14 protein-coding genes are annotated in these 21,338 nt (G+C 44.9%); 9 read left to right on the forward strand and 5 right to left on the reverse strand.

Going from position 1 to position 21,338, the window contains the following annotated elements; translation table 11 throughout:
* Positions 1 to 431: 431 nt before the first annotated feature.
* The 7 genes from hrcA (at position 432) to QUB11_RS00035 (ending at position 12,493) form a co-directional block, all read left to right on the forward strand.
* Positions 432 to 1,574, forward strand: coding sequence for a heat-inducible transcriptional repressor HrcA (gene hrcA, locus QUB11_RS00005; RefSeq protein WP_445300785.1), 1,143 nt, complete (start codon positions 432 to 434; stop codon positions 1,572 to 1,574).
* Positions 1,575 to 2,412: 838 nt separating this feature from the next.
* A complete protein-coding gene (gene metG, locus QUB11_RS00010) occupies positions 2,413 to 4,005 on the forward strand; it encodes a methionine--tRNA ligase (protein WP_333205731.1) in 1,593 nt (530 codons plus the stop codon).
* Positions 4,006 to 4,110: 105 nt separating this feature from the next.
* Positions 4,111 to 4,716, forward strand: coding sequence for a LabA-like NYN domain-containing protein (locus QUB11_RS00015; protein ID WP_006631885.1), 606 nt, complete (start codon positions 4,111 to 4,113; stop codon positions 4,714 to 4,716).
* Between the two features lie 206 nt (positions 4,717 to 4,922).
* Positions 4,923 to 6,089: an LPS export ABC transporter periplasmic protein LptC gene (lptC, locus tag QUB11_RS00020; protein WP_333257214.1), complete on the forward strand. Its 1,167-nt coding sequence runs from the start codon at positions 4,923 to 4,925 to the stop codon at positions 6,087 to 6,089.
* Between the two features lie 85 nt (positions 6,090 to 6,174).
* A complete protein-coding gene (locus QUB11_RS00025) occupies positions 6,175 to 6,756 on the forward strand; it encodes a Uma2 family endonuclease (RefSeq protein ID WP_333205733.1) in 582 nt (193 codons plus the stop codon).
* 1,032 nt (positions 6,757 to 7,788) lie between these two features.
* Positions 7,789 to 10,587 carry an ATP-binding protein gene (locus QUB11_RS00030; protein WP_333205734.1) on the forward strand — a complete coding sequence of 933 codons (2,799 nt, stop codon included), beginning with the start codon at positions 7,789 to 7,791 and terminating at the stop codon, positions 10,585 to 10,587.
* Between the two features lies 1 nt (position 10,588).
* Positions 10,589 to 12,493 (forward strand): EAL domain-containing protein, encoded by a 1,905-nt coding sequence (locus QUB11_RS00035; RefSeq protein WP_333205735.1) that lies wholly within the window; start codon positions 10,589 to 10,591, stop codon positions 12,491 to 12,493.
* Between the two features lie 260 nt (positions 12,494 to 12,753).
* On the opposite strand, the gene ffh is transcribed toward QUB11_RS00035, so the two are convergent.
* Together ffh and QUB11_RS00045 are read right to left on the reverse strand one after the other, a co-directional pair.
* Complete coding sequence (gene ffh, locus QUB11_RS00040; protein ID WP_333035131.1) at positions 12,754 to 14,202, reverse strand: signal recognition particle protein; 1,449 nt, start codon at positions 14,200 to 14,202, stop codon at positions 12,754 to 12,756.
* Between the two features lie 277 nt (positions 14,203 to 14,479).
* Positions 14,480 to 15,919 carry an ATP-binding protein gene (locus QUB11_RS00045; protein ID WP_333205737.1) on the reverse strand — a complete coding sequence of 480 codons (1,440 nt, stop codon included), beginning with the start codon at positions 15,917 to 15,919 and terminating at the stop codon, positions 14,480 to 14,482.
* A 155-nt stretch (positions 15,920 to 16,074) separates the two neighbouring features.
* Between QUB11_RS00045 and QUB11_RS00050 the strand changes: the two genes are divergently transcribed.
* Both QUB11_RS00050 and QUB11_RS00055 read left to right on the forward strand, forming a co-directional pair.
* On the forward strand, positions 16,075 to 16,593 hold the full coding sequence (locus QUB11_RS00050; RefSeq protein ID WP_333205738.1) for a hypothetical protein: 519 nt from the start codon (positions 16,075 to 16,077) through the stop codon (positions 16,591 to 16,593).
* Positions 16,594 to 16,596: 3 nt separating this feature from the next.
* The gene (locus tag QUB11_RS00055; RefSeq protein ID WP_333205739.1) at positions 16,597 to 17,379 is read left to right on the forward strand and encodes a Tat pathway signal protein; all 783 of its coding nucleotides are present in this window, start codon (positions 16,597 to 16,599) and stop codon (positions 17,377 to 17,379) included.
* Positions 17,380 to 17,767: 388 nt separating this feature from the next.
* On the opposite strand, the gene QUB11_RS00060 is transcribed toward QUB11_RS00055, so the two are convergent.
* From QUB11_RS00060 to QUB11_RS00070, 3 genes are all read right to left on the reverse strand, one after another.
* The gene (locus QUB11_RS00060; protein ID WP_333205740.1) at positions 17,768 to 19,282 is read right to left on the reverse strand and encodes a tetratricopeptide repeat-containing serine protease family protein; all 1,515 of its coding nucleotides are present in this window, start codon (positions 19,280 to 19,282) and stop codon (positions 17,768 to 17,770) included.
* 183 nt (positions 19,283 to 19,465) lie between these two features.
* Positions 19,466 to 20,071 carry a Uma2 family endonuclease gene (locus QUB11_RS00065; protein WP_333205741.1) on the reverse strand — a complete coding sequence of 202 codons (606 nt, stop codon included), beginning with the start codon at positions 20,069 to 20,071 and terminating at the stop codon, positions 19,466 to 19,468.
* A 145-nt stretch (positions 20,072 to 20,216) separates the two neighbouring features.
* Positions 20,217 to 20,999: a calcium-binding protein gene (locus QUB11_RS00070; protein WP_333205742.1), complete on the reverse strand. Its 783-nt coding sequence runs from the start codon at positions 20,997 to 20,999 to the stop codon at positions 20,217 to 20,219.
* Positions 21,000 to 21,338 lie beyond the last annotated feature (339 nt).

Below are 21,338 nucleotides of genomic sequence, written 5' to 3' on the forward strand. Positions count from 1 at the left end.
GGGTGGGTCGTTGACCAATTATATTGTAATATAAAGCCGTCCTAAAAGGACGAGGTTTCTACCCAATTTTCTGATGATTAGAGGGCATGGGGCATGGGGCATGGGGCATGGGGCATGGGGCATGGGGCATGGGTCATGGGGCATGGGTCATGGGGCATGGGGCGTGGGGCATGGGGCATCGGGCATGGGGCATCGGGCATGGGGCATGGGGCATCGGGCATGGGGCATTAAAACTTACAAATAACCAATAACAAATAACAAATAACAAATAACCAATAACCAATAACCAATAACCAATAACCAATAACAACTGACTTCTTCCTTAATCTAAAATCTGTTATGTTAAATAGATAAGTCTGCCCGATCGCCCTCTTGGGACAGACGTTTTGATTAAATAGTGGCTTTCAACTCTAAATTCTAATTCTGATTAAATATCTGTGCGCGTTAACCTCACCGATCGGCAACAATACATCCTTTGGGCAACGGTTCGCCACTACATAGCTACAGCGGAACCCGTTGGCTCAAAAGCTTTGGCTGACGAATTCAACCTCAGCGTCAGCCCAGCTACAATTCGCAATGCGATGGGGACTCTTGAAAAAGCTGGACTGCTTTATCAGCCCCACACTTCGGCAGGACGAGTCCCCTCTGACTCCGGCTACCGAATTTATGTAGATCAGTTGATTCAGCCGTCTGATACGCTGGCCCGCAAGGTGGAACAGGTACTAGACCAACTCAATTGGTCGGACGGTCGCATGGACGCGGCACTCCGTGGCGCTGCTCAAATCCTGGCAACAATCAGCGGTTACATTGCCATGATCACCATACCGCAAACCAATATGGCTTGCTTGCGTCACTTGCAACTGGTGCAGCTAGAGCCGGGAAAGGTGATGCTGATCGTGGTGACGGATGCCTACGAAACTCAGTCGGTGTTGGTGCAGTTGCCGAGGGACGCAGAAGGTAACACGCCTGATGTCGAAATCGTCGATCGCCAGTTGCAGATTTTGTCGAATTTTTTGAACAGCAAGTTGCGGGGACGATCGCTCTCGGAAATCTCGGCTGTAGACTGGAGCGAGTTAGACCGGGACTTTGAGCTGTACGCTGAGTGGATGGGAACCATGCTGACTGCTTTGAGCAGCCGCCAAAGCAATCCAACCTACACGCGGATTCTGATCGGCGGTTTAGCAGAAGCGCTGCGCTTGCCTGAGTTTTCGCAGTTGCAGCAAGTTCAAACCCTGGTGCAATTGCTCGAACAAGAGCAGGAACTGCTTTGGCCTTTGATTTTTGAATCGCCTGAGTTAGACACCCCCGGCAAGCGGGTAACGGTGCGTATTGGTTCGGAAAATTCCTTGGAACCAATTCGCGGTTGTACTCTGATTTCTTCGACTTACCGCCGGGGATCGGTGCCGGTGGGTAGTGTTGGGGTTTTGGGGCCGACGCGGATGGTTTACGAAAATGCGATCGCGGTGGTGGAAGCTGCGGCGGATTATTTGTCAGAAGCTATTGGCGGAAATCGAGTGAGTTTTCCTGATGGCGATCGAGGGCGATCGGATAATCCGTTGTTAGATGCACCCTAATTTGATAGCCCCAAGCTTAACTGGCTTGGGGTTTTATTGTCTGTGGATGTACTCGCAACCTTTAAAAACCGGGTTTGGTGACAAAAAAACTAGGCTTTTATCCCACATTCCACACCCTGGGGTGTCATACAGCATAATTACGCAGAAAACTATATCTTCTAAGTAACAAATTATGCTTTTAAAAAGCTTTTTATCCGTTAATCTACGGTATTATAGTATGATTTAAAGTTTTATTGCTAAATCAAAATAAGTAAAAACCGATAGTGACAGTTGAGGGTGCGGAATATGGGTTTGATACTCTTTTTGGGGCAAGAAACTAAAGCTTCGCGGTTGACAAGAGAGTTTCGTAAACAACCCGGTTTCTGTGTCCATGAGCGGCTCGGAAAGTGGCAGGAGTGGCGGGCGATCGACTTTCCAGCGATCGCGAGAAAGAGATGGCGATGGTGAGCGATCGGGCATTCACAGAAAGTAATCGCGGAGCGTTAGTCGAACGGCGGGTTTAGCAGCCCAACTGACGAGTTTTGTTGCCAACCGGGTGAGCTGCTAAACCCGCTCTAGGGATAGCGGCTACGACCAATGAATAGATGAGCCGCGTACCCCAGGAGCGTCGATTCCCAAGGCAGCAGAAGGTCAAAATATTAAGACATTTTAGAGAGTTCGTCAAAAACAACTAAAAAAGATTAGTGTGGATAGGAAAGCAATATTTCTTTTGGGAATAGCCCGGGTTAGACAATTGCAAATAACTTGCAGTGAATTTGGCTTGATTGCCACTCCATAAAAAATTTAACCGCTGAGTTAAGATCGAAACGAAATTTAGGGAATTTTCTTTTAGCATTCAATGAAATCGACTGATAAAACTAAGAATACCTTTGCGATCACAACGCCTCTGTATTATGTAAACGATTTACCTCACGTTGGCAGCGCTTATACGACTATGGCTGCGGATGCCCTAGCCCGATTTGAGCGGCTGCGGGGCAAATCTGTTTTGCTGGTTACGGGGACGGACGAACACGGGCAGAAAATTCAGCGGACAGCCGAGAGTTTGGGACGATCGCCCCAAGCTCACTGCGATTCAGTGGTTCCGGCGTTTGAGGCGCTGTGGGAGCAACTCTCTATCCAGTACGATCGCTTCATCCGCACAACTTCGCGGCGCCACGAGTACATTGTCAAAGAATTTTTCCAGCGCGTCTGGAACTCCGGCGACATCTACTTGAACCAGCAACAAGGCTGGTACTGCGTCTCGTGTGAAGAATTTAAGGATGAACGGGAATTGTTGCCGGGAAATCGGTGTTCTGTCCACACCAGCAAGGAAGTTGAGTGGCGCGACGAGGAAAATTACTTTTTCCGTCTGTCGCGGTATCAAGACCAACTGCTGGCATTGTACGCAGAACGTCCAGACTTCATCGCGCCGGAAAGCCGCCGCAACGAAGTGCTCAGTTTCGTCAACTCTGGACTGCAAGACTTTTCCATTTCTAGAGTGAATCTCGCATGGGGTCTGCCAATGCCAGTTGACCCCAGTCACAGCATCTACGTCTGGTTTGACGCTTTGCTGGGATACGTCACCGCCTTGCTAGATCCGGACAGCGACCCGATTTTGGAGAATGCTTTATCTAAATGGTGGCCGGTTGACTTGCACTTGATCGGCAAAGATATTCTTCGCTTCCACGCAGTTTACTGGCCGGCAATGCTGATGTCAGCGAATCTGCAGGTGCCGGGTCGCGTCTTCGCACACGGGTTTTTGACCAAAGACGGCAAAAAAATGGGGAAAACGGAGGGTAATACTTTAAACCCTGTCGAATTGGTCAACAAATACGGTGCTGATGCAGTACGTTACTATTTCCTCAAAGAAATTGAGTTCGGAGAGGACGGCGATTTTAACGAAACTCGGTTTATCAATATATTGAATGCTGAGCTAGCAAATGATTTGGGAAATTTGCTTAACCGCACGTTAAACATGGCTCGCAAATATTGCGGTGCCTGCGTACCAAATGTGTTGGGAGAAAACATTGAGGGCGACAACCTTCTCAAGGCTATGAGCCTGGATTTGGGCGATCGAGTAGCGGGTTTTTACGAAGAGTTGGCTTTTAGCAAGGCTTGCGAAGCCGTGCTTGCATTAGTGCGAGCCGGGAACAAGTTTATTGACGTGCAAGCACCTTGGAGTTTGTACAAGCAGGGACAGATCGAAAGTGTCGAACAGGTGCTATATTCTGTTCTGGAATCTGTTAGACTAGCATCTTACCTTTTGTCGCCGATTATTCCCAATATCAGCAACGCTATCTATCAACAGCTAGGTTTTTCAATTGACTTTAACGATCGAGTTACAGTTAACAGTTTAGCGAATTTTGCAGCTCATGCTGCCTGGGGCGCTTTGCCGGCAAACCAAACTCTGGGGGAACCCCAACCTGTTTTTAAGCGGCTCGAACTGCTGTAAACAGTACCTTCATAGTTGGCAGCCAGCGCTCTGGGTGTTATGACAGACTACGAATTAGCAGTTATTTCCTTACCAATCTTTCATAAAAATCGAGGCATAACAATCATGTTGAATAGAATAGAAAGCAACGACCTTTTTACGCCGGAACAGGTACTAGAAAATCGTGGTAGAGTGGCAATTTTTATTGACGGTTCTAACCTTTTTTACGCGGCTTTGCAGTTAGGAATTGAGATTGATTATACTAAGCTGCTGTGCCGTTTAACTGCGGGATCGCGGCTGCTGCGCTCTTTCTTCTACACGGGTGTCGATCGCACTAACGAGAAACAGCAGGGGTTTTTGCTGTGGATGCGCCGCAACGGCTACCGGGTGATTTCTAAGGATTTGGTACAGTTGCCAGATGGTTCTAAAAAGGCGAATTTGGATGTAGAAATCGCTGTGGATATGATGGCTTTAGTGGGGTCTTACGACACGGCGGTTCTGGTCAGCGGTGACGGCGATTTGGCTTATGCTGTGGATGCTGTGAGCTATCGCGGTGTGCGGGTTGAGGTGGTGAGTTTGCGATCGATGACGAGCGACAGTTTGATTAATGTAGCCGATCGCTATATCGATTTGGAAATGATTAAGGACGACATCCAAAAAACATCGCGCCCTAATTATGCTTACCGCCCTTTGTCGGGTCTGAGCTTGATGGAGGAACACGACGACAGATAGGGATTTGGTAATGGGTAATGGGTAACGGGTAATGGGTGATGGTTAATGGGTTGAATCCTTGAGAATTAAAAGTTAAAAATTTAGACCAAACATGACACATTTTTAATTTTTGATTAAGTGTTTTTCAAGAGCCAATTATTAATTACCAATTACCAATTCCCAATTCCCAATAACCAATGATTCATCTAAAATCCCAAATTCCCAATATGAAATCCTCAAAAATAGTGCTACTATTTTTACCAGCACTGATTTTGGGGATTGATGCTTGTGCGGTTCCGCAAGAAACTCAAAAGAACAAATTAGCGGAGGATCTCAAAACCGCTCAACAGTCAAACAGCACTTTAACTTTGAACAAAGTAACCCTAGAACAAGCAAACGAAAAGGGCGAGACGTTCTGGAAAGTAAACTCGCAAAATGCCGTTTACAGCAAAGACAAAAAGATAGTTAACGTTCAGAAACCAGTGGGCAAATTGTTTCAGGACGGCAAAGAAATTTACGACATTCAGGGAGAAACCGGGCAGGTATTTCAGGAAGGAAATCAGGTTTTTCTCAAAGGTAACATAGTCGCTAAAGACCTGAAAAATGGAGTGGTATTGCGGGGAAATGAGTTGGAGTGGCGGCCGAAGGAAGATGTTTTAGTTGTCCGCAATAATTTGACTGGAGAGAACAAACAGGTGACGGCTTCAGCGAAGGAAGCGCGGGTTTTCAGCAGGGCTAAGAGAATGGAGTTATTCGGTTCTGTGGTGGCGAATGTTAAAGATCCGGTTTTGCAATTGCGAACCGAGCACTTAGTGTGGTTTGTGGATCAACAAAAGGTAAACAGCGCCAAACCGACTCAAATTGACAGATACAAAGATAAAATAGTCACAGACAGCGGTTTTGCCGACCAAGTAGATGTAGACTTAAAAACCAAGATTGCGACGCTGACAAAAAACGCTCAGTTGATGCCATCAGACCCGCCGCTGCAAATAGAAAGCAGTTTGATGAGTTGGAATTTTCCGGCGCAATCGGTGATATCGCCCGGGCCTGTGAAGGTTTTTCACCGCATGGAAAAGGTGACGATGACTGGCGATACGGGGCGGGGAGATTTAGAGAAAAAAGTTTTTTATTTGACGGGAAATGTGGTAGGAATTGGGGAAAAACGTCAAGCTCAATTAAATACCGATCGCGTAACGTGGTATTTAACTAACCAGACGTTCGATGCGGAAGGAAATGTGGTATACCGGCAGCTAAATCCGGTGTTTAATTTGACAGGGCCGAGGGCGGCGGGAGAGTTGAAAAATCAAACTGTGATTGTCAAAGGCGACGGTGGCGGCGGTCAAGTAGTTACGGAATTTGTACCGGATGAGTACAAGGGAACTTTGGGACAGTAGATGGGATTGCGATCGCAGATGTCGGCAGATTAACGCAGATGAACGCAGATATAATTAAGATTGGATTGAGTAAGGAGGGGTTGGGATGACGACAACTTTAGAAAAGTTAGAAGGGCTTGATGAACCTATCTTAATTGACGAGCTGAGTTGGAGAGAGTTTAAAGTGGTTGAACAGTTGCTCTCACGCCCAGGGGTGAGATTATCGTTTTTAGATGGGGTGTTGGAGATTAGACGTATGCCTGGAGAAAAACATGAAACGATTAAAGAACGAATTGGTTCTTTACTAGATATTTATCTGCTTCAAATGGGAATTGATTATCAGCCTACTGGTTCGATGACGCTGGAAAGTCCATCGGGGCTGGTGAAGCGAGAAGCTGATAAATCCTATAAATTGGGAGCTAACCGAGAATTTCCTGATTTGGCGGTGGAAGTGGTGGTGACTAGCGGCGGTATTAACAAGTTGGAAGCTTACACACGCCTGGAAATTCCTGAAGTTTGGTTTTGGGAAAATGGCGCACTTCGTATGTATTCGTTGGGGGCTGATGGATATACAGAGGTCGATCGCTCTCAAGTTCTGCCAGACTTAGATATTGTATTATTGGCGCGGTGTATTAATATTGAAAATCACCTTCAGGCAATGCGGGAATTCAGGCAAGCTATTCAATAGAATTTGATTGTGAAATTAATTTTGTAATAATGATTTCTGCCTTTTCTTAAACCTTTTAGTTACTAAGGACTAAAGTTCCTGAATACAACACATCCCAACGGGCAGCATACACTGCAATAGCGGAGCGAAGTCGATCGTCCGAGACAGTAGTAAGTAAAAATACTTCGCGGGGTGACAACGCCTGTGAAACCTTGATTGTAAAAGCATTAAAGCCCCTGAACCTCAAAAAAGATAGGGGATTATTGACAGGCTTATTGACTCATAAGATTGTCCAAGCTAGCCTTGAAACTGATTCAAGGGATCTCGCCACTCTCTTTTATTGACTCACGCCTGGGAAGATATTTTCGCTTGGTCAATTAACTCAAAACCCTGACGCAGCTTTGCTTTTAACCTGCTTGTCTCCCCGTCAAAGTGTTGAGTTTAGGGTTGCTTTAGGCACTATGCACGATCGACTATTAAGTTATTGTGCATCTAGGTTGCCATTTCCTCTATTTGAGAATCCTTGTGGGACGGGCCAGAGAGCCCCTTGAAAAAAAAGCGCAATTTAGCTGGCGTAAGCTTAAGAGTTACGCATAGAACCCCCAAACCCTTTTTCCAAGAGGGCTTTCAAGTTCCCCCTTTTTTAGGGCAGCACGGGGAAGCTGGGTTTCAGACCCTATAGTTCGTAAGTCCTGACTATAATTGTATGCTTAGATCACTTATTATTGAGGTCAAGACCTACAAGTCAATGAAGGTGTACTCAATATCCGTGAAATCTGCAGGTAGGCTTACACTGCAACCCCAAGCAAAATATAGCATTTGACATTTATGGAGATTTCGTCTCAAATGGGGGATCTGTTTTTTTTCATGAATTTGCAAACTGTATCAGTATTAGCCGCTCATTTGGGCCCGGTTATTCAACAATAAGATATCATTAAACCAATTGGCGTTCAAGAGAGACGGAATCAATAATTTCCCTAGAGCTGACTTTAAATGACCAAGGGTGAGCGACTGTTGTTATTGAAATAATCCAAATACTAAAATGACTCCGCCATGACACTAATCGCAAGTGAGAATGAACTTGCAAAAAGCCCTCAAAAAATCCCGCTGCGCCTCGTCTTAGTCGTACCATTCGTCCTGCAAATCTTCGCTGCTGTGGGGCTGACAGGTTGGCTCTCGCTACGCAACGGCAAAACTGCCGTCAACAATGTTACTAGCCAATTACGAACGGAGGTAGTCGCCCGCATCAATCAACAATTAAACACTTACTTGGAAACGCCCCATTTGATCAATGCCATCAGCGTCGATGCCATTGGCCGCTTTGGGTTGTGGAATCCAGACAATATGGGTTCTATGAGAAGCTACTTCTACTGGCAGCTCAAGCAATTTTCCACTGTTAGTTACATCAGTTTTGGAGGGGAAAAAAAAGAATACGCGGGTGCTGGATATAAGGATGATGGCAGTGTGGTTATTGAAATAACCGATCGATCTACTAATTTTCTCAATACGATCGTCAAGGTAGATAGAGAGGGCAACCCGACTCAGTTTAAGGAGACCCACCCAGACTACGATCCCCGCATTCGACCCTGGTATCAAGCTGCAAAAGTTGCCGGCAAACCCCAGTGGAATAAAATTTATCAATATTTTATTCAACCTAGCCTAGGAATCTCCGCTAGTCAGCCTGTTTACGATAAAAATGGCATTTTTAGAGGAGTTGTAAGTACCGATCTGTTTCTCTCAAAAATCGGCGACTTTCTCCAAACTTTAAAAATTGGTAAATCGGGCAAGACTTTCATCATCGAACGCTCTGGCTTGCTAGTGGCTTCTTCCACCGCCGAGAAGCCATTTATCAACAGCAAAAATCGCCAAAAAACGCAAAGATTAAAAGCGATTGAAAGCAGAGTACCTTTGATCAAGGGTACAGCGCAACATTTAATAGAACGCTTTGGTAACTTGACCGAAATTGACAGCAACCAGCAACTAGACTTCATGCTAGATGGTCAGCGGGAATTCGTGCAAGTATCCCCATTCCAAGATGGTCGAGGCCTTAATTGGCTGATTGTTGTAGTCGTTCCAGAAGCCGACTTTATGGAGGAAATCAATGCCAATACCCGTAGCACTATCCTACTCTGCGTTTTAGCGTTAGTGCTAGCGACGTTGTTAGGAATCCTCGCCTCCCGCTGGATTACCCATCCTATTTTTCTTTTGAGTAAAGCGAGTAGAGCGATCGCTAGTGGTCAATTAAACCAAAAAGTAGACGTAAATGGGATAAATGAACTGGGAGTTCTCGCTCAATCTTTTAACCAAATGGCACAGCAATTGCGCGAGTCTTTTGCTGCTTTAGAAAAGACCAACTCAGAGCTAGAAAATCGAGTAGAAGAACGAACAAGTGAGCTAAAAGAGGCAAAAATTGCCGCTGATACTGCTAACCATGCCAAGAGCGAATTCCTCGCCAACATGAGCCATGAACTCCGCACACCCTTGAACGGAATTCTAGGATACTCTCAAATTATGGAACGCGATAAAACTACCACTCCTAAACAAAAAGATGCTATCCACATTATTCACCAGTGTGGTTCGCACTTACTCACGCTGATTAACGATATTTTAGACATTTCTAAAATTGAAGCCAGTAAAATGGAACTTGACAGCTCAAGTTTTAATTTTTCTTCCTTTTTGATCGGGGTTGTGGAAATGTGTCGCATCCGAGCTGAACAAAAAGAAATTACCTTTAGTTATCAAGTATTAAATCAACTTCCTAACGCTGTATATGCTGATGAAAAACGACTGCGCCAAGTTTTGATTAACCTTTTGGGCAATGCTATTAAATTTACAGAAAAAGGAGGTGTTATTTTTAAGGTAGGCGTAATAGGTACGGGGGAAGACTCTGACCAATCACAACTTACTAAAATTCGTTTCCATATCCAAGATACGGGGATTGGAATGGCACCAGAACAGTTAGAAAAAATATTTTTACCGTTTGAACAAGTCGGAAATAGCCAGCAGAAGGCAGAAGGCACTGGGTTGGGATTAGCGATCGCACAGAAAATTGTTCAACTGATGGGAGGCGAAATAAAAGTCGAAAGTATACTCGGTCAAGGCAGCATTTTTTCTTTTGATTTAGAGTTGAATCCCTCATCTGAATTTATTACTCAACCTTCGCCAAATACTTCAATTAATTTAACAGGTTTTAAAGGCAATAAAAATAAAATTTTGTTAGTAGACGACCGATTAGAAAATAGAGGTTTTATTAGAAGCTTTTTAGAACCACTAGGTTTTAAAATCATGGAAGCTTGTAATGGACAAGAGGGTTTAAATAAAGCCATTGATTTTCAACCAGATATGATTATCACAGACTTAGTGATGCCAGTAATGGATGGATTTGAAATGTCGCGACGCTTCCGAAAGTCATCAGACTTTAAGGATGTAATATTGATAGCATCCAGCGCCAGCGTGTTTGAATTCGATCGCCAAAATAGCCAAGAAGCAGGTTGTAACGAGTTCCTGTCAAAGCCTATCCAAGTAGAAGAATTGCTAGAAGTATTAAAAAATTACTTACAAATAGAATGGATTTACGACCAACCTGCGGATTTGAAGATCGCACAGCAGGAAGGTTTCACTAATTTATTAAATGTTCAGAGTGGTGAGCTGGTGATACCGCCATCAACAGAGCTGGTAGCGCTGTTTAATGCAGCTCGGATTGGCGATATTGAAGTGGTTGAGCAGGAAGCCGATAGACTCAAGCAGATAGACGGCAACTATCTACCCTTTGCTAATAAAATCTTGCAATTTGCCAAAAATTTTGAAGAAAAAGAACTACTAGCTTTTGTAAAAAAACATTTGGGGGAATAAAATGCTCAACCAAAAAGACAATGTAATTTTAATTGTTGACGATAACCCGAATAACCTAAAACTTTTGTTCGATTTTTTGAAGGAGTCAGGCTTTAAGGTTTTAGTAGCTAAGGATGGGGAAAGTGCTATTGAGAAGTTACAAGAAGTTTCGCCAAATATCATATTGTTAGATGTGATGATGCCGGGGATAGATGGCTTTGAAACCTGCTACCGCTTAAAAGCATCGGTGGCAACGAAAGATATCCCTGTGATTTTTATGACAGCTCTTACGGATCGCGTGGATAAGGTTAAAGGTTTGTCAATGGGGGCAGTAGATTATATCACCAAACCCTTTCAGCAAGAGGAAGTCCTAGCCCGCGTGCAACTACACCTGAGACTGCGAAATTTGACCAAGACGCTGGAAGAGCAAAATGTGCTTCTCAAACAGGAAATTGAAGCGCGAAAAGAGGCGGAAGCGGCCTTGCAGAAACTCACTTTTGAGTTAGAGGAACGGGTGGCTTCTCAAACTGCTGAACTTACACAAGCTGTGAACGAGCTTCAACAGGCTCAAGTTCAGTTGTTGGAAAGAGAAGAAAAATTAGGACATTATGCTTTTCACGACGCGCTAACGGGTTTGCCTAACCGCGCTTGGTTTATGAATCGGCTGCAACAGGCGATCGACTTGTCGTACAGACGTGAAGATTATCTATATGCGGTATTATTTATTGACCTCGATCGCTTTAAAGTAGTGAATGATAGCCTCGGGCATTTGGTTGGGGATCAATTACTAAAAAGCGTTGCTCGTCAACTGCAAGTTTGTTTACGCCATACAGATGCAGTTGCGCGGTTTGGAGGAGATGAATTTGTGATATTGCTGGAAGATATTAAAGATATTGATGAACCAAGCAGGGTTGCTGAACGCATCCAAAATCAATTAAGGCAGCCGTTTAATTTGAATGATTATGAAGTATTTACCGAGATCAGCATGGGAATTATCCTTAGCACAATGGGTTACGATCGCCCAGAAGACGTGCTCAGAGATGCGGATATCGCAATGTATTATGCTAAAGCTCAAGGTAGAGGGCGTTACGAAGTTTTCGATCCAGCGATGCAAACTGTGGCGATGACGCGGTTGCAGTTGGAAAACGACTTGAGAAGGGCGATCGCGCTACAAGAATTTTGCGTTCACTACCAGCCAATTGTCTCCCTTTCTACGGGGCAACTGAGTGGCTTTGAAGCTTTGGTGCGATGGCATCACCCATCTGGCATCATCTACCCGCCTGCTGAGTTTATCCCTGTGGCTGAAGAAACTGGTTTGATCAATGAATTGGGGTGGTTTGTTTTGCAGGAAGCTTGTCACCAGATCAATATTTGGCAGCAACAGTTTCCCCAAACACCTCCCTTGGCGATTAATGTCAATCTTTCCCCCGTGCAGCTAAAGCAAGCAAACCTACTCAATCGAATTGAGGAGATTTTGCAGCAGACTGGCTTTCCCAGCTACCGTCTCAAACTAGAGATTACTGAAAGCTGCATTTTGGAAACAGTATCCAGGGAAGAAAAGATGTTGAAGCAGCTAAAAGCTCTAGGCCTTATGTTGTGTATCGATGACTTTGGCACGGGCTACTCTTCTTTAAGCCGCTTACACGAGTTTCCCATTGATACCTTAAAGATTGACCGCTCTTTTGTGAGCCGCATTGGGTTAGACAACAGCGGCGTAGAAATTATCCAGACAATTGTGACGCTGGCTCGCAGCCGAGGTATGGATATTGTGGCAGAAGGCATAGAAACGCCAACACAGCTACAGAAACTGCGAGAGTTGGGGTGTGAGTTGGGGCAAGGATATTTATTTTCTAAGCCTGTAGACAGCGAAAAGGCAACCGAATTATTAGGCTTAAAAGTAGGGCTAGCAAGCTGGCCTGACATCTAGTTTGCCTCGATAAATTTTATGAAACTCTTGTGGGACAGGGCAAAAAGCCTACTCTCATCATCATACGAACTCAATGTTAAGTAATTGTTTATACCATATTTAATTCCGGTTTTTTTTAGATTGAACTCGGCAACAAAAAAAAGTTAAAGGACTTTCGCACGGGGTGGGGCGGGTTTACGAGATTGTGTGTTTTAGGCAATTATGATCGGTGAACCCGCCCCTACAAATTTTTGACAATCGTGCAATATGTTTGACGCTTTCTACAACTGTCCGAAACCTTTTTTAGGCTTATCTTTTTTCTTTTTCTTCTTCTGCTGGGCACCCATATAGCCACGGGAACCGGGCTGCATTCCGGGGCCGCCCATTCCGGGCATTCCGGGCATTCCCGGCAATCCTCCCATTCCTGTAAAGTTGCCTTGACTCATTTGCTGCATCATTGTACGCATTTTCTGGAAATCGCTCACCAGCTTAGTTACGTCGTTTTCTGCGTAGCCGGCGCCTTTGCCAATGCGGCGGCGGCGGGATGGAGAACTTGCTAAAAGTTCGGGGTTGCGGCGTTCTTCAACTGTCATGGAATTGATCATGGCTTCGGTGCGTTTTAGCTGCACTTCTCCCTGCCGCATTTGTTCATCTGAAAGTTTGTTCATCCCCGGAATCATTTTCATGATGCCGCCGAGGGAACCCATATTTTTGAGCAGTCTCGTTTGCTTGAGAAAGTCGGTAAAGTCAAACTTTGCCGTGAGCATTTTCTCTTGCATTTTCTCGGCATCGGCGATGTCGAATTCTTCTTGCGCTTTTTCTACGAGGGTCAAGACATCGCCCATGCCGAGTATTCTCGATGCCATGCGATCGGGATAAAATGGTTGCAAGGCTTCCACTTTTTCGCCGACGCCGACAAATTTAATCGGCGCGCCGGATATTTGCCGCACGGATAAGGCTGCACCCCCGCGGCTGTCCCCATCTAATTTGGTTAAGATTGCGCCGGTAATGCCGATTTGTTCGTGAAAGGTACGGGTTAAATTTGCTGCTTCTTGGCCGGTCATGGCATCAACAACTAACAGCGTTTCGTGGGGTTGTACTGTTTGTTTGATGCGGCCCAATTCTGCCATCATGTCTTGGTCGATTTGCAGGCGGCCTGCTGTATCGACGATGATGGTATCAATGCCGATTTGTTTGCCGTGTTCGATGCCTTGGCGGGCAATTTCTACGGGGTCAATGTCTTTGCCTAATTCAAATACGGGTACGTCGATTTGTTTGCCAAGTGTGAGCAATTGGTCGATCGCGGCTGGTCGATATATGTCGGTTGCGACTAGCAGTGCGGTACGATTTTGTTTGCGGAGGTGGAGTGCTAGTTTGGCGGTAGCTGTGGTTTTCCCGGTTCCTTGCAAACCTGCCATCAGGATCACTGTGGGCCCGGATTCGGCGGTGGCGAGGGGTACGTTGGTTTCCCCCATGACGCGCACGAGTTCGTCGTGGACGATTTTAATGAATTGTTGGTCGGGACGGACGCCTGAAACGACTTCTGCGCCTTGTGCTTTTGCGGCTACCTCTCCGATGAAGTTTTTGACGACTTGGAGGTTGACATCGGCTTCCAGGAGGGCGCGGCGGACTTCTTTGAGCGCGTCTTGGATGTTGGACTCGGAGATTTTATTTTGTCCGCGCAGTTTTTTCCAGGTGGATTCGAGTCGATCGGCAAGGGCTTCAAACATAGGGCATTGTTGGCTAGTCAGTCTTTTTTATTTTAGGGCTAAATGGGGCTTTTTGGATTAATGTTTTGCTAATTTTTCAATAATCCTTTCAGGGCGGGCTAGGAGCAACGGCCCACAAGTAAATTATTCATGTGTTGTGGAACAGGCATCTTGCCTGTTCCTAAAACTGTTGCCCTAAAATTCATGTGTTGTGGAACAGGCATCTTGCCTGTTCCTAAAACTATTGCCCTAAAATTCATATATTGTGGAACAGGCATCTTGCCTGTTCCTAAAACTGCTATAAGATGTGAGTTTTTACATATTCTGCGATCGCCGGTTGGAGTTGGAAGAGGGTGCGATCGCCCTTTTGGACTTTTTCGATTAATAACCTCCGTCTCAAGGATTCGACGGCTTTGAGGAATTCTGAAGGGGATAATTCCAGGAGGGCTGGCTTTTTGGAGATTTCGACGGCTTTGATTTGATTTGCCAACCAGGACATTACTTGTTTTTCGGAGTCTGACAAGCGCTGAAAATGTTGGTGCAATAAATATTCTAAGTCTCCTAAAACTAGGCTATCATAGGATAAAAATTCAGAAATATTGCCACTAAATAAGTCTTGAATTGCAGCGGCTACTGTATTTAACCACAAGGGATTTCCTCGGTAAATGTCTATCAATTTTGACCAGTTTTCCGATTCAAGTAAACCTTTTTCTGTGAATATTTCTCGCGCGGATTCGCCTAAACCATTGAGTTGCAATGTTTGACAATTTTTCGAGTGGGTTTCTAAGGCTGCAATTTCTCTGGGTTTTTCCCAACTAATCAAAACTATGCAACTGTTGTGACATGATTCTGCTATTTGTTTGAAGAAAGTGCCATAATTTTCATAGCCTTGTTTGTAGTTTCCTGCTAGTTGTTGCCTGCTGAAAATTGTTTGTACGTCATCGAGGATGATGAGACAGCGGTGCGATCGCAAATAGTTGATTACCCCCCCCAACCCCCCCTTGCTAAGGGGGGGAGACGGAGACGGAGGCTTGATCTCTTCGCCCCCCCTTGATAAGGGGGGGTTGGGGGGGTTAGTTTCTTGCTGCTGCGATAGGAATTTAATTAAGTCGGTTTGGAGTGTTTGTAGGGGTGGCGTGTTGTGGAGGCTTCGCCAGATGATGCAATCGAATTCCTGTTGAATTTGTGGGATTAGTTGCAGTGTCAGGGCGGTTTTGCCAATACCGGATAAGCCTAAGATGCTGATGAGACGGGTGCGGCTTGAAATCCAGTTTTCGAGGGTGGAAAGTTCGGATGTGCGATCGTAAAATGTAGATATTTCTGGTGCGTCGCCTAAGTCGATGCGGGGCTGTTTTGCTGTTGGTTGGGGGTTTTGGGGTGTTTTGGGCGATCGGGCTTTTTCATGACAAATGTTAACGTTATGATTAACAGTTATATTCTCGCCTGTTACATTTTCAACAATAGCCAATTGATAATTATAAAAACTTGCCTTTTCTAATACAGTCCTAAAATTGTTTTTAGTAATATTTTTTTTCAATGCCTTAGAAAGTATTTTCCAAAGTTGCGATCCGACATTTCTGACATGACTTGGACTTGAGTAAACTTCTTGAGCAATTTGCGTGTAAGTTGTGTCTTGTAAAGTTCCCCGCAGGATAGCTTCTTGCACGTAATCTAAATGCTTTCCCGTCTTAGCAAAAATTAGCTCATCTGCCAGCGTCAAAACTTCGGCAATATCCATAGATTAGGGAGAAGCTGGAGTTGTACGCCATTAATTATACCTGACATTTCGTACAGTTGTGACATTTTTGATTTTGTCATCTATCTAAAGTCAGGACTTTTCCTACACAGTTCATCCTTTATATTAATTGATTAAGGTATTAGCAGGATATTTTTATGAAGCGAGTGCGGTGGCTCAGCGGTTTGTTGTCGGCTGGGGTATTGTCTTTTAGTTTAGCGACTGTTGGCGCACAAGTTGCCCAGGCCCAGCGGCCAATTCATATATTCGACCTAAGCTGTGTTGGCAGATGGCCTACTTATCGGGCTAGTCGCATCAGGAGTAAAGATATTTCCATAGGTAGAGAATTATATACAAGTATTTTAGATACGACACCAACCGGTTTCACTTGTAAACTTCCAGGCGGTCGCCTCTCTCTCCGATTGGAGTATGGAGTTAGTGATAACGATAACATTCCACCCCCCCAAATAGACGTTTACGTAGATGGAAATCAAGTAGCTTCCCAAGTAGGAAAGGAGGGAAGGGTCAATACGATGCTGGTAGATGTTAGTAATGGTAAAAGTCTAGCTATTGATATCACTTGTTCCAGAGCAACAAATTGTAGTGAAGGTATTACACCCTACTACTTTTTCTCATTCCATATTATACCAGGGGCAGGCTCTCCAGGGAGTAGATAAATTATGAGTATTAGCCGCCGTCAATTTAATCGTATCGTCATCTGGGGTGGAGCTTCTTTTACTGCTTCCGCCACATCCGGCATCTTTTTCCCCAAACCTGCCGAGGCTTATTCCCTAGAATTTCCGATTAGTGCTTTATCAGCCGATCGCGTTTTCAACGGTATTCAAAAATATTGCGGAGCACAGCCCATCCCCGGCGTTCTAACACCAATTTTACAAGGCAATACTAATGTTAGCAGTCAAATAAAACCAGCGGCCGCCAACGCTATTCGCAGGGCAGATAAAGAATTTGTCGATCGCAATTTTACTAGCAAAAGAACCGAATTAGCCCAGCTCGGCAAGAGCGAGGAGGATAATACTAAATCTGTAAGTCGGCTGTGGGGGCGGCAAAGACAGGAGAAAGTCGGCCCTAATGTTGGCTTTGGGTTTGTACAAATGTGGGAAAATCAATACAGCGATTCCAAAATTTCCGGGCCGACAATGTGCGCTATTCATAACGCTCAAAAAGTCTTAGCTGACCAAAGATTGACACCTCCTGAAATCGCGGCTTCTGTATTGCCAAGTCGATCGCGAATAGATGATACAACAGCTTGGGGAGGGGATGCGGATGCGTCTGCTGGGAGGAATCCCGGTGCTGTTTTTGCTCAATACGATACAGCGGCGGGTACGGTGACATCTCGCTACGATTTAGTTGAACCGGGGCCGAGAGGTTTTGGGCGTGTTGAGTATACTATTGAAGCGGAAGATCAGCCTCGGCGGGTGATTTTGGTGACGGTGAGGTTTTAGGGAAAGAGTAATATTAATTCTCGTGTTTGTTGTCGAGTCCGACGGGGGTTTAAACCCCCGTCTCATAGCGAAAGTCCTTTGAAAAGGACTGAAATGCCGATCAACGGATCGTAATACAGATATTCGGTAGGGACACAGCAGTGCTGTGTCCTCTTTCTGTATTTATTTCGATAGTTTCCCTACGGCGGATACGGACACGGCAGTGCCGTTTCCCTACAAATATTCTGTGCAATTAATCGGATTTGATATTAGTCCTCTTTAGAGGACTTCAGCTTTGAGGCAGGGGTTTAAACCCCTGCCGGACTCTCGGACTATTGCGAAGGCCGGACTGTCGAAATATTCCTAATTTTGGAGGACCGGAATATTGCGACAGGTGTACAATATCAAATCAATTTGACCTTTGCAGTTGACCAATCAAATCTAATGCTTTTTGAGCATCTGCATTCATTCCTTGAGCCTTAAATAAACGAGCCGCTTGCTGCAAATCTGCGATCGCCCCTTGTCTATCTCCCATTCTCACTAACGTAATGCCTCGATTAGCAAAAGCCTTAGCATAACTGGGATTGAGTTGAATTGCTTGAGTGTAATCAGCTAAGGCAGAGCGATCGTTATTGATGCGAAACAGCGCTAATCCTCTGTTAAAATAAGTGTTAGCGCGACCGGGATTAATTTGCAGCGCTTGATTGAAATCGTCGATCGCCCCTTTTTGATCGCCCAAGTCGGAAAGTGCTAATCCTCGGTTGTTGTAAGCCGCTGCAAAGTTTCTATCCAAGCGGATGACTTGAGTATAATCTGCGATCGCCCCCGGTTTATCTCCCATTGCTGACAAAACCAGCCCCCGATTGTAGTAAGCATCGACATAACCGGCATTTAGGGCGATCGCCTTGCTATAATCAGCGATACTCTTGGGCATTTGTCTCAAATCGGAATAAGCGAGGGCTCGATAGAAATAAGCTTCCGCGTAATCAGATTGAGTTTGAATTGCTTGGTTAAAATCGGCAACAGCCCCTGACAAATCTCCTTTGTCAAACCGAGTTAAACCGCGAACGTAATAAGTCTTAGCATCTTGCGGATTGTTCAGTTTCAGAGGTGCAGTAGCGGCGGTTGAAGTATTCACCAAAATAGCAGAACGATTTAACCCTGCATCCGACAATTTAGCTATAAAAGTGTTAATAGGAATTGCAGCATTAAACCCTGTTTTAGTGGCAACTTTACCTGTAGGGTTTCCGCGACTATCCGTTACATCATCATAATCCCGATCGCCTTCTCCGTGAACTCCAACTACACGACCTTCTCCATCAAATACAGGCCCTCCACTCATGCCTCCTTTCGTAACGGCATTGTAGCGCAAAGTATAACCGCGCGGATGATTCGGGAGACGGCTGGTAACATAACCCGGTACAAACTCAAAATTGCGCTGAGTTCCCTGTTTTTGCTGCGCTACGTTAGCTGGATAGCCAAACACAAAAATTTCTGCCCCAACTGTCGCTTGTTCTGAATCTCCTAAAGTAACAACTGGATAAGATTCTGTACTGTTAAATGTTACGACTGCTAAATCGGGTTCATTCTGACTTTTTTGCAAACGAACAACACGGGTTACTTGATGGTTTTTTCCCGTATTAGTGCGAATCATATAAGTAGGTTTATCATCATCAACTACATGGTTAGCTGTCAGTACAGTGTAAGTCGTGCCTTGTTTAGCAAGAATAAATCCAGTCCCGCTACTCACTCCATTTGAATATTGACCATTAATTTGAACGGTGGCAGAAATAGCTAATTGAGCAATTTCTTGGGGAGTTTTTGCGAAAACTGGTGCTTGTGCAAAAACAACTATTCCTGCTACCGCTACTTTTCCTGCTAGGATGCTGGTGAGGGAATCAAACCGCGAATAATCCCTATTCATAGATGATTGCTGAAGACTAAGATTTTTTATACTCCGAATAGTATAGATTAAAATAAAATTTCTGAAAACCAGGAACCCAGGATGTTTCCAGATAATTTCGATTTTTATGACATTTCGTACATTTCGTATATTTCCGCCATTGCCGGCATTACTATGCCATATTTTATTTGTATATCTTCTAAGTTAACCAGCTCGAACTGCATCCCGAAACACTTTCAAAGCTTCTTTTTCTTCGGACATTTGCAGGCATCTCCCCAGCAATTCTAGATCCAAATCCGGCAACAGCATACTCCGAGAAACGCGATCGTAACCCTCCGAGTGCAGTTGGTAAATCGAAAATACTCCGTCTTCCCAAAACCAAACTTCCCCTACGTTAAATCTGCGGTAGTATTCCAGTTTATTAATAGTTCCGCTAGTAAAAACAACTTCGATCGCCAAATCGGGTGTTTCTCGCTGCCGTCTGTCTTCGCCAAAGTAGTAAGATAAATCTGGTTCCTTGCTGCTGCCTTTTGCTTCCCCTTGGAGTGTAGCGCTACCCGTCGGTCTAAAACTAATATCTTTTTCTACGAAAAAGGTCATTAACATTCCTGCCAGCAGGCATTTAATGATTTCATGCTTCGACGAACTTGTCATAATTTCCACATATCCGTCGAGGTAAGACAAGCGAACACTGCGAGTGTACTCTAGCAATGAATCCAGAGCTTTGAACTGTTCCCAAGTCATTGATAGCGGCAAAATCAACCGCTGTTCCGGGAGTGCAGTTAATTTGGGGTGAGTGGCAATGGTCATATATACTTTACCCGAATTTTAATTTCTACTTTTAGATTAGCATAAAAATATATAAAGGGAGAAATTGGGGAATTCGAGCGCTCTTGTTCCCCCCTTGTTAAGGGGGGTTAGGGGGGAGCTTGCCCGTCTAATTCCCTACAAATAATTAAGTCAAAAACTGGAATTGAGAACCGTTAACTGCCAAAGCAAACGGACTTGCCTGTTCAAATGCACCGACAAGTTCAAAGCTGTCCGTGTTTAAAACTATCCCCACAATCTGTCCGGTAGTTATGTTTTCAATCACCATGTCGTTGATAATTCCGTCATTATCGTAAGCAATCAAATTGTCGTCTTCAAAGAAAAGATCTAGTTCTGTTAAACCGTCCGTCAAACCGATGCGATCGCCCTCGTCAAAGTTAAAATCGGTAACGACATCTGCTCCATCTATACCAAATGCTTCATCGTTGCTTCTGAGGACGAATATGTCACCACCGAGGCCTCCCGTGAGCACGTCAACTCCCCGATCGCCCGCGATGAAATCGTCGCCATCATTGCCGTCTAAATCGTCGTCTCCTTGCCCTCCCCGCAGGATATCGTTCCCGAACCCTCCGAAGATAAGGTCATTTCCGGCGTCGCCCCTAACTACGTCGTTGCCATCATTTCCATCCAGGAGATCGTTATCTTTCCCGCCGTAAATTATGTCATTTCCGCCGCCAGCGCCGATAACATCATTGCCGTTATTTCCTAACAGCCGTTCGTTAGAATCCGACGAACCTCCTATAGTATCGTTGCCGTCGAGTCCCCAAACTCCCCAGGGAAAAGACGGCAAATTTCCATTCCCTACGTTAATCTCATCGGGTGTAGCGAATCCCAAAAGACGTGGCCCGCCGCCAGCAAATACAGGAAATCCCGTCACATCGGCAATGAGATTGTTAACCGTTAAAGCCATAACTATGTCCTTTCAAAAATCCTGTTAGCTCTATTATACATTTTAATTATTTCCTTGCCCAATAGCAAGGATGTTGGGATTGTGGCTGCCACTTTTATTTCCTCAATTAATGACAAGCAATCTGTTGGTCTATAGTCAATTACAATTACCAATACTTCTGCTACGCGATCGTATAAGTTACCAATTCCCAATTCCCAATTACCAATTACCAGGGCTACGCCTCATTCAACCCAAAGCGGCTATATATCTCGCCTCAGAGTCAAATAGCATTAGTTGCTGACACTATCCGCTACTGTCTACCGCTTATAATGGGTGTTACCCGCCAGGTGGTAAACACGT

Origin of the sequence: Microcoleus sp. B6-A1 (assembly GCF_036705085.1) — a bacterium.
Lineage (GTDB): Bacteria > Cyanobacteriota > Cyanobacteriia > Cyanobacteriales > Microcoleaceae > Microcoleus.